Consider the following 13,946-nt stretch of genomic DNA (forward strand, 5'->3'; position numbering starts at 1 on the left):
AAAGCCGGGATCTCGTGCGGCTCTTTTCCTGCCATCGCCTGAGATCCCGGCTTTCGCCGGGATGACGGGAAAGAGCCCGGGCGGATCTGGAACTTTTTTCACCCCTAGCTCGACAAAAAGTACCGACCAGTATAAAAAGCCCTTGACGCAACGCAGCACGATTTCTATACCAGTCAGTATAGAAATGAGGGAAGTTGCCGAAGCGAGGGAATGGGGCTGGGGCCCCGCCCCGAAACTCCAGCAGCGCTGAAATTTGGACAGGACCGAGCCGGTGCGCCGCAGACACATGCGTCTGCGCGACAGCATCGTCTCGTGCCGGTTGGGGATGACCGGAAATGCCGGCGGAAGGGGTTCCGCGCGGCACGGGGAGGTTTTTGCCTTCCGCCGGGCAACACGCAGGAGGAAAGATGATGGCCTATCTCAACTTTTCGGAGCTCCAGGGCAGCCCGGTCGCGGCGCCCGCAGATGTGCTTCCGGTCAGCGGCTTCTCCGCGCTCGAATGGCAGGTCGTGGCGATCGCCCAGCACGACCGGCTTGCCTCGCTGGAGAAACCCGGGCGCCTGTCGATGGCGCTGGGCATGATCTTCGGGGGAGAGAGCCCCAATCCGAAACTGGCGGATCAGAAGCTGGAGGCGCTGCGGCGCGTCGCAGTGCTCGCCTGGCACAAGGGCTATGCCCTGCCGCGCCACGAGATCCGCGCCTTTCACGAAGCGGGCTTCACGCCCGACCAATATGAAACGCTGCTCGCCTCCATCAGCCGTGGCCGTGCAGCCCTGAATCAGGGGAAGCGATTCCAATGAACATGATCTCGCGCATCGAAACCGAGACCGGTGACAACAAGCCGGGCGTCTCGGACCGTATCCGCCGCATGCCGCTGTGGCAGCGCGGCAGCCTGGTCGCGATCCCGGTGGTGCTCGTCGCCGCCGGGCTGGGCATTGCCAGCAAGGACGCACCCGCCGCGATGGCAGCACCGCCGCCGCCGGTGGTGACCGTGTCGGCGCCGCTCGCCCGCGACATCAACGAGTGGGACGACTATGTCGGCCGCTTCGAGCCGAGCCGCGCCGTCGAGGTGCGTCCGCGCGTCTCGGGTGCGATCACCGGCGTCCACTTCACCGACGGCGCGATCGTCCAGAAGGGCCAGCTGCTCTTCACGATCGACCAGCGCCCCTTCGCCGCAGCGCTTGCCGAGGCACGCGCCGGGCTGGCCAGCGCCGAGAGCGATCTCGCGCTTGCCCGTTCCGACCTGGGCCGCGCCGAGCGGCTGGTCTCCGTGGAAGCGGTGTCGAAGAGCGATGTCGAGCGGCTCCAGGCACGTGTCCGCGCCGCCGGTGCGGCGGTGTCGGCCGCCCAGGCCCGGGTGCGCAGCCGCGCGCTCGATATGGAGTTCACCCAGGTCCGCGCGCCGATCGCCGGCCGCATCTCGGACCGCCGCGTCGATCCGGGCAACCTGGTCGCCGCGGGCGAGGGGCAGGGCGGTTCGCTGCTGACCACGATCAACGCGCTCGATCCGATCTACTTCACCTTCGACGGTTCCGAGGCGCTGTTCCTCAAGACCAAGCGCGCGAAGGAAGCGGGTGCCCAGGAATCGCCGGTGGAGATCCGTCTCCAGGACGAGACCGACTACAAGTGGAAGGGCAAGCTCGACTTTACCGATAACGGCCTCGATCCCAAGTCGGGCACGATCCGCGGGCGCGCGGTGCTGAGCAACCCGGGCATGTTCCTGACGCCCGGCATGTTCGGCAACATGCGCCTCTCGGCCGGCGGCACCACCCAGGCGCTGATGGTGCCCGATGCCGCGATCCAGACCGACCAGGCCCGCAAGCTGGTGCTGGTCGTCGGCAAGGACGGCACGGTCGCACCGAAGCCGGTGACGCTCGGTCCCGTGGTCGACGGCCTGCGTGTCGTCCGCTCGGGCCTGACCGCCCAGGACAAGGTCGTGATCTCGGGCACCCAGTTCGCGCAGCCCGGGGGCAAGGTGACCCCCAAGGCCGGCAAGATCGAGCCCACCGCAACCAGTCAGGCGCCGGCCCTCACGGCGCCGGTCACCGGCGAAGCTACCTTCGCCCGTTGACCATCAGCCGCCGGCTCTCCCCAGGGGCCGGCGGCTGACCCTTTTTCCGAACTCAATTCACGAGGAGTGGCCCGATGCGCCTCTCACGGTTCTTCATCACGCGCCCGATCTTCGCGGCTGTGATCGCGGTGATCATCACGATCATCGGCGCGATCGCCTATCTGGCGCTGCCGATTTCCCAATATCCCGACATCGTCCCGCCGACGGTGACAGTCACCGCTTCCTATCCGGGCGCCTCGGCAGAGACGGTCGCGGAAACCGTGGCCGCGCCGATCGAGCAGGAGATCAACGGCGTCGACGACATGCTCTACCAGTCGTCGCAGTCGACCGGTGACGGCAACGTCACCATCACCGTCACCTTCAAGTCCGGGACCAACCTGGATGCGGCGCAGGTGCTGGTGCAGAACCGCGTCGCGGTCGCCATTCCGCGGCTTCCCGAGGAAGTGCAGCGCCTTGGCGTCGTGACGCGCAAGACCACGCCGGACTTCCTGCTGGTGGTCAACCTGATCTCGCCGGACAACTCGGTCGATCGCGAGTACATCTCGAACTACGCGCTCACGCAGGTGAAGGACCGCCTTGCCCGTGTCGAAGGCGTGGGTGACGTGCGCATGTTCGGTGCGCGCGACTATGCGATGCGCGTGTGGATCGATCCGGGCCGGGCCGCCGCGCTCAACCTGACCGCAGGCGACATCGTCCAGGCGCTGCGCGCGCAGAACGTCCAGGTTGCCGCCGGCACGCTCGGCCAGCCGGGCTCGACCCCGACCGGCAATGCCTTCCAGCTCAACATCGAGACGCAGGGCCGCCTGAAGGACCCGGCGCAGTTCGGCCAGGTCGTGATCCGTACCGATGCCGATGGGCACCAGGTGCGGGTGAGCGATGTGGCGCGCGTCGAGCTGGGTGCGGCGGACTATTCGTCCAACACCTATCTCTCGAACAAGCCGACCGTGATCCTCGCCGTCTTCCAGCGCCCGGGCTCCAACGCCCTCGCCGCTGCCAACGCGGTGCAGGACCAGTTGAAGCTGATGTCCAAGAACTTCCCCAAGGGACTGGAATATCGCGTCATCTACAACCCGACCGAGTTCATCTCGCAGTCGATCGACGCGGTCTATCACACGCTGGGCGAGGCAATCCTGCTCGTCGTGCTGGTGGTCATCGTCTTCCTCCAGAAGTGGCGCGCGGCGATCATCCCGGTGCTCGCCATCCCGGTCTCGCTGATCGGCACGATGGCGGTGCTGCTGCCGCTCGGCTACTCGCTCAACAACCTCTCGCTGTTCGGCCTGGTGCTGGCGATCGGCATCGTCGTCGACGACGCGATCGTCGTGGTCGAGAATGTCGAGCGCAACCTGGCGCGGGGCATGACGCCGCTCCAGGCGGCGAAGACCTCGATGGACGAAGTCTCCGGCGCGCTCGTTGCGATCGTGCTGGTGCTGCTCGCGGTGTTCCTGCCGACCCTGTTCCTGAACGGTCTGTCGGGCGCCTTCTACAAGCAGTTCGCGGTGACGATCTCGGCCGCGACCGCGATCTCGCTGCTCGTCTCGCTCACCCTCTCGCCGGCAATGGCGGCGGTGCTGCTCAAGCATCACGAGGGCGAGGCCAAGGGCCCGATCGGGCGCCAGTTCAAGCGCGGCGCCGATGCGTTCAACACCGGCTTCGAGCGGATGAGCGTCGGCTATGCCAAGCTCACCCAGGTGCTCGTCACCCGTCCGAAGCGGATGATGCTCACCTATGTCGGCCTGATCGCCGCCACCGTGGGCATGTTCTGGGTGACGCCGGTCGGCTTCATCCCGCAGCAGGACCAGGGCTACTTCCTCACCGTCATCCAGCTGCCGCCGGGCTCGTCGCTCGAGCGTACGGACGAAGTGATGCGCAAGGTCGTCGCCCGCATCCTGCCGATCCCGGGCGTGAAGGGCTCGGTCATGCTCGCCGGCTTCGACGGCCCGTCGCAGACGCTCGCCCCGAACTCGGCCGCCGCCTATGTCCCGCTGCTCTCCTTCGAGGAGCGCAAGAAGCTGGGCGTCAGCATCGAGGACATCATGGGCGAGGCGCGCAAGCGCACTGCCGATATCAACGAGGCTATGCTGCTCGTCGTCCCCCCGCCCGTCATCCAGGGCATCGGCTCGGCCGGTGGCTACCGGATGATGATCGAGGACCGCGCCGAGCATGGCTATGACGAACTGGGCAAGACCGCGTTCGGGCTGATCGGCCAGGCCAACCAGACTCCCGGCCTGAAGCAGATCTACACCTTCTACAACACCGCCACCCCGCGCGTGTTCGCCGATATCGACCGTCGCAAGGCGGACATGCTCGGCGTGCCCCCGGAGCGGGTGTTCGAGGCGCTGAACGTCTATCTCGGCTCGGCCTTCGTGAACGACTTCAACATGCTCGGCCGCACCTATCGCGTGACCGCGCAGGCTGACGCACCGTTCCGTTCGACCGAGGCGGATATCGCCAACCTCAAGACCCGTTCGAACAGTGGCGCGATGGTGCCGATCGGTTCCGTGTCGACCTTCGAGAACAAGACCGGTCCGTACCGCGTGACGCGCTACAACCTGTTCCCGGCGGTCGAAGTGGATGGCGATACCGCTCCGGGCTACAGCTCGGGCGCCTCGCTCGACACGATGGAGAAGCTCGCTGCCGATCTGCCTCCCGGCTATGACGCCGAATGGACCGGCATTGCCTTCCAGCAGAAGATGGCCGGCAGCACTGCGGGTCTCGTCTTCGCCCTGGCCGTGGTGTTCGTCTTCCTGGTGCTGGCAGCGCAATATGAGAGCCTGACCATGCCGCTGGCGATCATCCTGATCGTGCCGATGTGTCTGCTTGCGGCAATGGCCGGCGTGAACCTGCGGGGCATGGACAACAACGTCCTCACCCAGATCGGCCTGGTCGTGCTGATCGCGCTGGCGGCGAAGAACGCGATCCTCGTGGTCGAGTTCGCCAAGCAGGCCGAGGAGCAGGATGGCCTGTCGCCGGTGGAGGCGGCAGTGCGTGCCGCGCGTGACCGCCTGCGTCCGATCCTGATGACGTCGTTCGCCTTCATCCTCGGCGCCGTGCCGCTGCTGATCGCGAGCGGTGCGGGTGCAGAGCTCCGCCAGGCGCTCGGTACTGCGGTGTTCTTCGGGATGATGGGCGTGACTGCCTTCGGCCTGCTGTTCACCCCGACCTTCTACGTCGTGTGCCGCGCACTCGGGGACCGCATCGCCAGGATGCGCGGCAACCGGAAGGCGCATGACGAAGGGGGCCATGCACCCGAGCTGGTGCCGGCGGAATAAGTCCTGGTTCCCCGGCGAAAGCCGGGGGCCAGAGCCACGAACGATCTCGCTCTGTAACCCTGGACCCCGGCTTTCGCCGGGGAGCAGGCGGAGGAATGAAAATGACCTATCGTATTTTCCTCGCAACCGCTTCGGCACTGGCGCTCGCCGCCTGCGCCGCCGGTCCGAATTATGTCGCGCCGACGCCGCCGCAGACCGCCGCGGGCAATTTCGTCGCGGCCAATCCCGCAGTCACCGTCGCGCCCGTCCAGGGCGACTGGTGGCGGCTCTATAACGACCCGGTGCTCGACCAGCTCGTTTCCGACGCGCTCGCCGCCAACACCGATATCCGCGTCGCCGTGGCCCGGATCGAGAAGGCCCGTGCGACCCTGCGCGGGGCCAAGGCCAATCAGCTGCCCCAGGCGACCCTGGGCGCCGGCGCCAATTATGGCCGCCTGCCTGAGGGCCAGCGCCAGCCTGCCGCACCGCTCAACGACTGGCAGATCGATGCCGGGCTGAGCGTCAGCTATGAGGCCGATCTGTTCGGTCGGCTGAGCCGCGGCACCGAAGCGGCGCGCGGCGATGTCGGTGCTGCCGAGGCGGACGCCGATGCGGTGCGCGTGATCGTCGCCGCCGAGACGGCGCGCGCCTATGCCGATGCCACCTCCTCGGCCGAGCGGCTGGGCGTGGCCGAGCATATCGTCCAGCTGCTCGACCAGTCGATCGAACTGACCGAACGCCGCCGTGGTGTCGGCCTCGCGACCCGGCTCGATACCGCCCGGATCGGCGCGCTGCGCAACCAGCGCGAGGCCGATGTGCCGGCGCTCAAGGCGGCCCGCGATGCGGCGCTGTTCCGGCTTGCCACGCTGACCGGCCGCACCCCGGCCGAGCTGCCGGCGGTGGTGGGCGAGCGCAACACCACGCTGCGCCTCAGCCAGCCGATCCCGGTTGGCGACGGTGCCGCGCTGCTGGCGCGTCGTCCGGACATCCGCGCCGCCGAGCGTCGCCTTGCCGCCGCCACCGCGCGGATCGGCGTGGCGACCGCGGACCTCTATCCGCGCATCACGCTCGGCGCTTCGGGCGGCTCGACCGGCACCGATTTCGGCGACGTGTTCGGCGCGGGGCCGCTGCGCTGGCTGGTCGGCGGGCTGCTCAACTGGGCGGTGAACCCGGGTCCGGCGCGTGCGCGGGTCGCGGGTGCCGAGGCCGATGCCAAGGTCGCGCTCGCCACCTTTGACGGCACCGTGCTCAACGCGCTGCAGGAAACCGAGACGGCGCTTTCAGCCTATGGCCATGCACTCGAGCGGCGCACCGCGCTTCAGGCGGCGCGCAACGAAGCGGAAGCGGCGGTCAACATCGCCCGGGCCCGCCAGCGCGAAGGCGATATCGACTCGCTGGCGCTGCTCGATGCCGAACGGACGTTCGCGGATGCCGAGGCGGCGCTGGCCCAGGCCGATGCGTTCATCGCCGAGACGCAGGTCGACCTGTTCCGCGCATTGGGTGGCGGCTGGCAGAAGAGCTGACGCTCCCTTTATTTGTCATCCCCGCGCAGGCAGGGATCCAGAGCCGGGAAGGACAGCGCCTTTGACTCTGGATCCCCGCCAGCGCGGGGATGACGGTTTTGGGGGCAGGGGAGATGGTTCAGCGGGAGCGCCTCACCCGTATGGGCATTGTGCGGCCTCGCAGAGCCGCTAGTCTCCTGCCCATGACCCAGGCTCATGCAAAGATCGGGCGCGGCGCGCCCTATGCCACCGCCATCGATTTCGGCACGCACGCGCTCACCGCCGACGAGCCGGAGGCGCGCGGCGGCGGTGACACCGGGCCGGCGCCCTATGAGCTGCTGCTGGGCTCGCTGGCTGCCTGCACCGCGATCACTTTGCGCATGTATGCCGAGCGCAAGGGCTGGACGGTCGAGGAGATCGACGTCGCGCTGTTCCTCCACGGACAGGGCGAGACGCTCAACATCGAGCGCGTGCTGACGATCACCGGAACCGATGCCGAGCAGAATGCCCGTCTTGCCGAAATCGCGGAAAAGACGCCGGTTACGCTCACCCTGAAGCGGGGCGTTCCGATCGAAACACGGCTCGGGTAAATCTTGTTACAATTTCGCGCAACATCCCGGACGCAATTTGTCGTAGAAGCCGCAACATGCTTGCTACCGCGACTCCTCAGGACGATTCGGCGACCCTGCTCGTCGTAGACGACGACCGTGACATCCGCATGCTGCTGGCGAACAGCCTCGGCTCGCGCGGCTACCGCGTCGAGACGGCTTCCAGCACCCGCGACATGGACCAGATCCTGGCGCGCACGCCGGTCGATCTCGTGATCCTCGACGTGATGATGCCGGGCGAGGACGGGCTTTCGGCCTGCCGCCGCATCGCCCGCACCGACGGGCCCGAGATCATCTTCCTGAGCGCGCTCGGCGAGGAGCAGGACCGCATCCTCGGCCTCGAGGTCGGCGCCGGACACTATCTGCCCAAGCCGTGCAGCCCGCGCGAGATCCTCGCCACGGTGCGCGCGGCGCTGCGCAAGCGCGGCGCGGTCGTCACCAGCGAGAGCGGCGACGTCTATACCTTCGAGGGCTGGCGGATCGACCTGGGCAGCCATGAGCTGTTCGATCCGAACGGCGTGCTCGTCGGCTTGACCGATGGCGAGTTCGCGGTGCTGCGCGTGTTCATCGAGCGGCCGCGCCGGGTGCTGAGCCGCGAGGCGCTGCTTGCCGCGGCGCGCGGGCCGGATTCCGACGCCTATGACCGTGCGATCGACGTGCAGGTCAGCCGCCTGCGCCGCAAGCTGCGCTCGGGCGGGGACGAGATCATCCGCACCGTCCGCAACGAAGGCTATCTGTTCGTGCCGAAGGTCGTGCGCGCGTGACATTGCGCGGCAGGGCGGCGGGATCGCCGCTGTTCCTGCGGATCTTCGCGCTGATGGTTGTCTGCGTCGCGGTGACGCAGCTGATGAATTTCGCCCTGCTGATCGCGGTGCAGACTCCGACGGCCAAGCTCTACACGGTCGGCCAGGCGGTCGATGCGTTGCAGAACAAGCTGATCGACGACGATTTCTCGGTCTCCAAGTCCGATCACTTTATCGAGCAGCCCTGGAACCCGCGTGGCGAACGTACCGAGATCGCCATGGCCAAGGCGATGAACGTGCCGGTCGAGCGCGTTCTCATCAGCTTCCCGACCCCGATCCTGACGCGCGAGAAGACCTATGACCGGGCCAGCGTGCCGCGCCCGGTGCCGCCGGCCACGGTGCAATCGGCGCGCGACGTCATCATCACGGGGGACTTCACCGCCGGCTATCGCGGGGCGGATGGCCAGTGGGTCACTGTCACCACCGGCTCGGCGTTCGAGCCGTGGCGCTGGTTCGTGCTGTGGTGGCTGATCGTCTCGGCGGCGGCCGTGGCGCCCTTCGCCTGGGCGCTGGCGCACCGGATCGCCAAGCCGATCGGCGCCTTTGCCGCCGCCGCCGAGCGGCTGGGCCGCGACCCGCGCGCCGCGCCGATCGCGATCGACGGGCCCACCGAGATCGCCGATGCCGCCGCCGCGTTCAACCGGATGCAGGCGCGGCTCAACCGCTATGTCGATGATCGCGCGACCGTGGTCGGTGCCGTCGCGCATGATTTGCGTACGCCGCTGATGCGGCTGGGGCTGCGGCTTGAGGCGGCGCCCGACGACCTGCGCAGGGCCTGCGAGGGCGATATCCGCGACATGGAGGCGATGATCTCCGCGACGCTCTCCTATCTGCGCGACACAACCAAGCAGGGGGTCCGCAAGCCGCTCGACCTGCGCTCGCTCGCCGAGACGGTAACCGACGACATGAGCGACCGCGGCGAACCGGTGACGCTGACGCCGGGCGAGCCGGTGGTGGTGGAGGGGAATTCCCCCGCGCTCAAGGCGATGCTCAACAATCTTGTCACCAACGCGATCAAATACGCCGGCAGCGCCGAGGTGTCGCTGGGGCAGGCCGACGGCCAGGCGGTGATCGAGGTGCGCGACGACGGCCCGGGCGTCGCGCCCGAGGATCTGGACCGCGTGTTCGAGCCCTTTTTCCGCGGAGAGCGCTCGCGCAACCGGGATACCGGCGGGATCGGGCTGGGGCTGGCCAGCGCCCGCGCCGTCGCCCGCGCGCATGGCGGCGACCTGACCGTGCGCAACCGCGAAGAGGGCGGACTTTCCGCGGTGGTGACGCTGCCCGTCTAGTACGGCCACAGACCGGAAACGTTTCTGCGAAGAAGCGAAATCACCCCGACATCGATCCCGTCGAACTCCTTCACATGCTGTGAGGGTTCATGGGGCAGGATCGAAGTTTAGACATTGAAATCAAGGGCGAGACCAATGTGCTCGAGCGCGCGCTGGCGCGACCGGTGCCGCTGTGGAGCCTCGTCCTGGTACTGCTGCTCTTGCCGCTTGCGGCGATCGGCATGGGCGCGATCGTCGATGGCTGGGAGAAGTCGGGCGCGGTCGGGCGGGCGGCGATCGCGGTGGCGCGGGTGCCCGACACGATCAAGGGCATGTTCAAGAGCCCTGCACCCTATTTCGGCGGCAGCTACGAGAAGCTGCCGGGCGGTTTCACCCGCGATCCGGGCTTCACCGACAGCGGCTATGCACTGATCTCGCCCTTCGATCCCAAGCGCAAACGCTCGATCGTCCAGCTCCTGCGCCTCTCCGACGGGCAGGCCGTGCACACTTTCGTGCCTGATGTGGACGCGGCCAATGCACGGTCGAAATTCGCCTCCGAACTCACCGATGTGCACCGCGACAAGGACGCCGCGCGCAACCGGCTGATGCACCCGCTGCTGCTCGCCGACGGCAGCCTGGTGCTGCACGACAGCTCGCCGCTCGCCCGCTACGACGCCTGCGGCAAGCTGCTCTGGTCGCTGGACGGCATCTTCACCCATTCGACCGAGCAGGGGCCGGACGGCAACCTCTGGGTGCCCTATCGCTACCCGGTGCCGCGCGAGCCCGGGGTGAAGGCCGATTTCTGGGACGACAGCGTCGCCAAGGTCTCGCCCGAGGGCGCGCTGCTGCAGGTCGACCGCATCGCCGAGATTCTCGAGCGCAACGGCCTCGCCCGGCTGTGGCGGGGGCGTCCCTATGTGCAGGATCCCTTCCATCTCAACGACATCCAGCCAGCGATGGCGGACGGACGCTTCTGGAAGAAGGGCGACCTGTTCCTGAGCCTGCGCAACCTCTCGCTGATCGCGCTCTACCGGCCCGAGACCGGCAGGATCCTGTGGTGGAAGATCGGCCCGTGGCGCTTCCAGCATGACGTGAGCATCCTCGACGACCACCGCATCTCGGTGTTCGATAACAACACGCTGATGGGCTATCCCGACGAGCGGGTGAACGGGCATAACCGCTTGCTGGTCCACGATCTTTCGAGCGGCGACACCAGCTCGCCCTGGGAGCGCGGCTTCGCCGCCAACCGGATCGCCACGCGCGCCCAGGGCCGCGGCACGCCGCTGCCGGGCGGCGATGCGATGATCGAGGAGACCGAGCAGGGCCGCCTCGTCCGCATGTCCCCCGGGGGCGACCTTCGCTGGCGGTACATCTCCGCCGATTCCGCCGAGCGGCGCATGGCCCTTAGCTGGGCGCGCTACCTCGATCCCACCACCGATGGCCCGGCCATTCAAGCTACGGTGACTGCAAAATGCTCATAAAAACCCTTCGTTTCCTGTCGCTTGCGCTCGCCCTTACGGCACCGCTGGCCGCCCAGGCCTATACCGGCCCCGGACTTGGCCTGGGCGCGATCGGCGTTGCCTTCGGGCTGATCGGCTCGATCCTGCTCGCGATCGTCTCGGTCGTCTGGTACCCGGTCAAGCGGCTGGTCCGCCGCATCCGCGGGCGCGCCCGGTGATCCTCGCCTTCCTAGCCATCATCGCGGTGCTCGAACTGGCCCGCGCCCTGCCGCTTGTCCCGGCTTTTCAGGAGCTTGCCGCCTGCAGCCAGCATGCCATGCGGCTGCTTGCCAGGAGGGGCGTTTCCGAATGGGGCAAGGAGCGGGCGCTGCGTATCCTTTCGGGGCGGATGTTCATGCACTCGGTCCGTGCCGGCGGCCTGCTGGTGGCGACCGCTTCGCCGCTTCTGGGTCTGCTCGCCCTGAACGCCTTGCTGTCCGAAGTTGACGCCTTCCGGACGGACTGGACGTCGAAGTTGGCACTGATGCCGCTCACCCTCGGCTATGCGGCGCTGCGCTGGCAGGTTCGCCGTGTACGGGCGCGCTGACAAGCTCCTCCACCGCATCGCCCTGGGCTCGCCCGCACTGCTCGAAGCGACGTTCGACATCGAGCGGGCACTCCATGGCAAGCAGCTGAAAGCGCTGGAGATTCATCGTCCGGTGTTCATCGCCGGGCTGGCGCGCGCCGGAACCTCGATCCTGACCCGGCTGCTGCATGCGGGCGGCGACTTTGCCGCCCCGGCCTATCGCCAACTTCCGTTTCCACTTGCGCCCAACAGCTGGGCGCGGCTGGGCGGCAAGCGGCATGTCGAGGCCCGGGAACGCGGCCATGGCGACGGTTTGACCCATGATCTCGATAGCCCGGAGGCGATCGAGGAGGTTTTCTGGCGCGCGTTCGAGGGCAATCGCTACCTGAAGCGGGGCGAACTGCTGCCGATCGCGCCCGAAAAGGAGACGCTTGCTGCGTTCCGGGACTATATCCGTCTGGTGCTGCTGAGCCAGGGTGGCACGCGCTATCTGTCTAAGAACAATAACAATATCCTGCGGCTGGAGGGGCTGGCGAGCAGCTTCCCCGACGCGGTTCTGCTCCATCCGTTCCGCGAACCGTTGCAACAGGCGCTGTCGCTCCTGACTCAGCACCGGCGCGCGGTGGCGCTGGCGGCGGAGGACCCGTTCCGGCGCCGGTTCATGAGCTGGCTGGGGCATCACGAGTTCGGCGCCGACCAGCGGCCCTTCCGCTTCGACGGCGCGCCCGAGCCGGGCGAGGATGCCGGCCATGTCGATTACTGGCTGAGGCTGTGGGACGCGGTGCACCGCGCGCTGCTGGCGGCGCCGGCGGCGGTGCAGGAGCGGCAATTCTTCCTGGACTATGATGCGCTGTGCGCGGCGCCGCGGGTCTATGGGCCGCGGCTGGCGGTAATGGTCGAGGCGCCGATCGACCCCTCCGCGCTGCGGGCGCCGGATTTGCGGGAAGCGGTGGCGGATGCCGGGCTGCTGGCGCGGGCGGGCGAGACGCATGCGCGGCTGCATGCGCGGTTCCGGGGGATATTTGGGTAAGTATCAAATCCTCTCCCGGGGGGAGAGGGGGACCGCCGCCGCAGGCGGTGGTGGAGAGGGAACGCCTCAGGCGATATCGCTCGTGGCAGGCCCCCTCCACCAGCTTCGCTGGTCCCCCTCCCCCTCCGGGGGAGGATTTGGAGATCGGGCCCCCATGCGACCAAAGTCGTAGCTGCCTAGGCGCCTCCCACCATCCATGATAGCGCTAACGCGGAGCGACCGGCGGATGACGTGCCGGCGACGGGGCTTGGGCAATCGCCAATCGGAGAGGGAACCGGGCAATGACGACCATGGGAACGCGGCGCACGGTGCTGGGTGGCATCGGCGCGGGGCTGATTACGGGCGTGGCGGGCCTGCCGGCCTGGGCGCAGGGCAAGCGCAAGCTGGGCTATGCGATCGTCGGCCTGGGCAATTACGCGACCAACCAGATCCTGCCGCGGATCAAGGATTGCGAGTTCGCCGAGCTGAAGGCGCTGGTGAGCGGCACGCCGGCCAAGCTCGAGAAGTTCGGCGCGCAGTACGGCGTGCCCAGAACGCACTGGTACGACTACAAGAGCTACGACCGGATCAAGGACAATCCCGACATCGACCTGGTCTATGTCGTGCTGCCCAACAGCCTGCATGCGGAATATTCGATCCGCGCCAGCCAGGCCGGCAAGCATGTGCTGTGCGAGAAGCCGATGGCGGTCTCAGCGGCCGAGGCCGAGGCGATGATCGCGGCGGCGAACAAGGCCAAGCGCAAGCTGATGATCGGCTATCGCTGCCATTTCGAGCCGTACAACCTCCGCGCGGTCGAGCTGGTGAAGACCGGGTTCATCGGGCGGCCGACGCTGATCACCGCCGAGCATGGCTTCTATGCCCAGCCCAACCAGTGGCGGCTCGACCGGCCCTTCTCCGGCGGCGGATCGATGATGGACATCGGCATCTACAGCCTGAACGCGGCGCGCTACCTGGCCGGCGAGGAGCCGGTGGCGGTCAGCGCGATGGAGTTCACCGACCGCAGCGACCCGCGCTTCAAGAATGTCGAGGATCGGATCGACTGGCAGATGCGCTTCCCCTCGGGCGTGATCGCCAATTGCGTGTCGAGCTATTCCTCCGGCCATAACGCCTTCCGGGTGAGCGGGACCAAGGGCTGGGTGGGGATGGAGCCGGCCACATCCTATGAGGGGCACCAGATGTGGGCGCGGGCGAACGGCAAGACCGAGCAGGTCATGCTGCCGCCGCCCGCCAAGAACCAGTTCGTCGCGCAGCTCGATCATCTTGCGGAAAGCGTGCTCAGCGGCATACCCCTGCGGGCGTCGGGCGAGGAAGGCTTGCGCGACATGCGGCTGATCGAGGCGATCTATCGATCGGCGCGCGAGGGGCGGGCAATTCAGCTCGCGTGACGGAGT

General features: G+C 67.7%; 12 protein-coding genes. All 12 read left to right on the forward strand.

Translation table 11 applies throughout. The features are described 5' to 3' along the window. Positions 1-407 precede the first annotated feature (407 nt). The 12 genes from O3305_RS21055 (at position 408) to O3305_RS21110 (ending at position 13,940) form a co-directional block, all read left to right on the forward strand. Positions 408-800: a hypothetical protein gene (locus O3305_RS21055; RefSeq protein ID WP_353739211.1), complete on the forward strand. Its 393-nt coding sequence runs from the start codon at positions 408-410 to the stop codon at positions 798-800. Then, the gene (locus O3305_RS21060) at positions 797-2,071 is read left to right on the forward strand and encodes an efflux RND transporter periplasmic adaptor subunit (RefSeq protein ID WP_184170294.1); all 1,275 of its coding nucleotides are present in this window, start codon (positions 797-799) and stop codon (positions 2,069-2,071) included. The genes O3305_RS21055 and O3305_RS21060 overlap by 4 nt, the downstream gene beginning before the upstream one ends. Positions 2,072-2,145: 74 nt before the next feature. Continuing rightward, complete coding sequence (locus O3305_RS21065) at positions 2,146-5,340, forward strand: efflux RND transporter permease subunit (protein WP_269574284.1); 3,195 nt, start codon at positions 2,146-2,148, stop codon at positions 5,338-5,340. A gap of 95 nt (positions 5,341-5,435) precedes the next feature. Next, on the forward strand, positions 5,436-6,842 hold the full coding sequence (locus O3305_RS21070) for an efflux transporter outer membrane subunit (RefSeq protein WP_502958157.1): 1,407 nt from the start codon (positions 5,436-5,438) through the stop codon (positions 6,840-6,842). A gap of 182 nt (positions 6,843-7,024) precedes the next feature. Continuing rightward, positions 7,025-7,411 carry an OsmC family protein gene (locus O3305_RS21075; protein WP_269574286.1) on the forward strand — a complete coding sequence of 129 codons (387 nt, stop codon included), beginning with the start codon at positions 7,025-7,027 and terminating at the stop codon, positions 7,409-7,411. Between the two features lie 56 nt (positions 7,412-7,467). Continuing rightward, positions 7,468-8,193 (forward strand): response regulator, encoded by a 726-nt coding sequence (locus O3305_RS21080; protein ID WP_184170282.1) that lies wholly within the window; start codon positions 7,468-7,470, stop codon positions 8,191-8,193. Beyond that, positions 8,190-9,521, forward strand: a complete 1,332-nt coding sequence (locus O3305_RS21085; protein WP_269574287.1) for a sensor histidine kinase — start codon at positions 8,190-8,192, stop codon at positions 9,519-9,521. The genes O3305_RS21080 and O3305_RS21085 overlap by 4 nt, the downstream gene beginning before the upstream one ends. Before the next feature lie 89 nt (positions 9,522-9,610). Continuing rightward, complete coding sequence (locus O3305_RS21090) at positions 9,611-10,981, forward strand: arylsulfotransferase family protein (protein ID WP_269574288.1); 1,371 nt, start codon at positions 9,611-9,613, stop codon at positions 10,979-10,981. Further along, positions 10,972-11,178: a hypothetical protein gene (locus O3305_RS21095; RefSeq protein ID WP_269574289.1), complete on the forward strand. Its 207-nt coding sequence runs from the start codon at positions 10,972-10,974 to the stop codon at positions 11,176-11,178. The genes O3305_RS21090 and O3305_RS21095 overlap by 10 nt, the downstream gene beginning before the upstream one ends. After that, positions 11,175-11,546: a hypothetical protein gene (locus O3305_RS21100; RefSeq protein ID WP_269574290.1), complete on the forward strand. Its 372-nt coding sequence runs from the start codon at positions 11,175-11,177 to the stop codon at positions 11,544-11,546. The genes O3305_RS21095 and O3305_RS21100 overlap by 4 nt, the downstream gene beginning before the upstream one ends. After that, entirely contained in the window at positions 11,530-12,555 is a 1,026-nt protein-coding gene (locus O3305_RS21105) for a sulfotransferase (RefSeq protein ID WP_269574291.1), read from the forward strand. The genes O3305_RS21100 and O3305_RS21105 overlap by 17 nt, the downstream gene beginning before the upstream one ends. 290 nt (positions 12,556-12,845) lie before the next feature. Further along, a complete protein-coding gene (locus O3305_RS21110; protein ID WP_269576578.1) occupies positions 12,846-13,940 on the forward strand; it encodes a Gfo/Idh/MocA family protein in 1,095 nt (364 codons plus the stop codon). Positions 13,941-13,946 lie beyond the last annotated feature (6 nt).

This window comes from Sphingomonas sp. NIBR02145 (genome assembly GCF_027359115.1).
Taxonomy (GTDB): domain Bacteria; phylum Pseudomonadota; class Alphaproteobacteria; order Sphingomonadales; family Sphingomonadaceae; genus Sphingomonas; species Sphingomonas kyeonggiensis_A.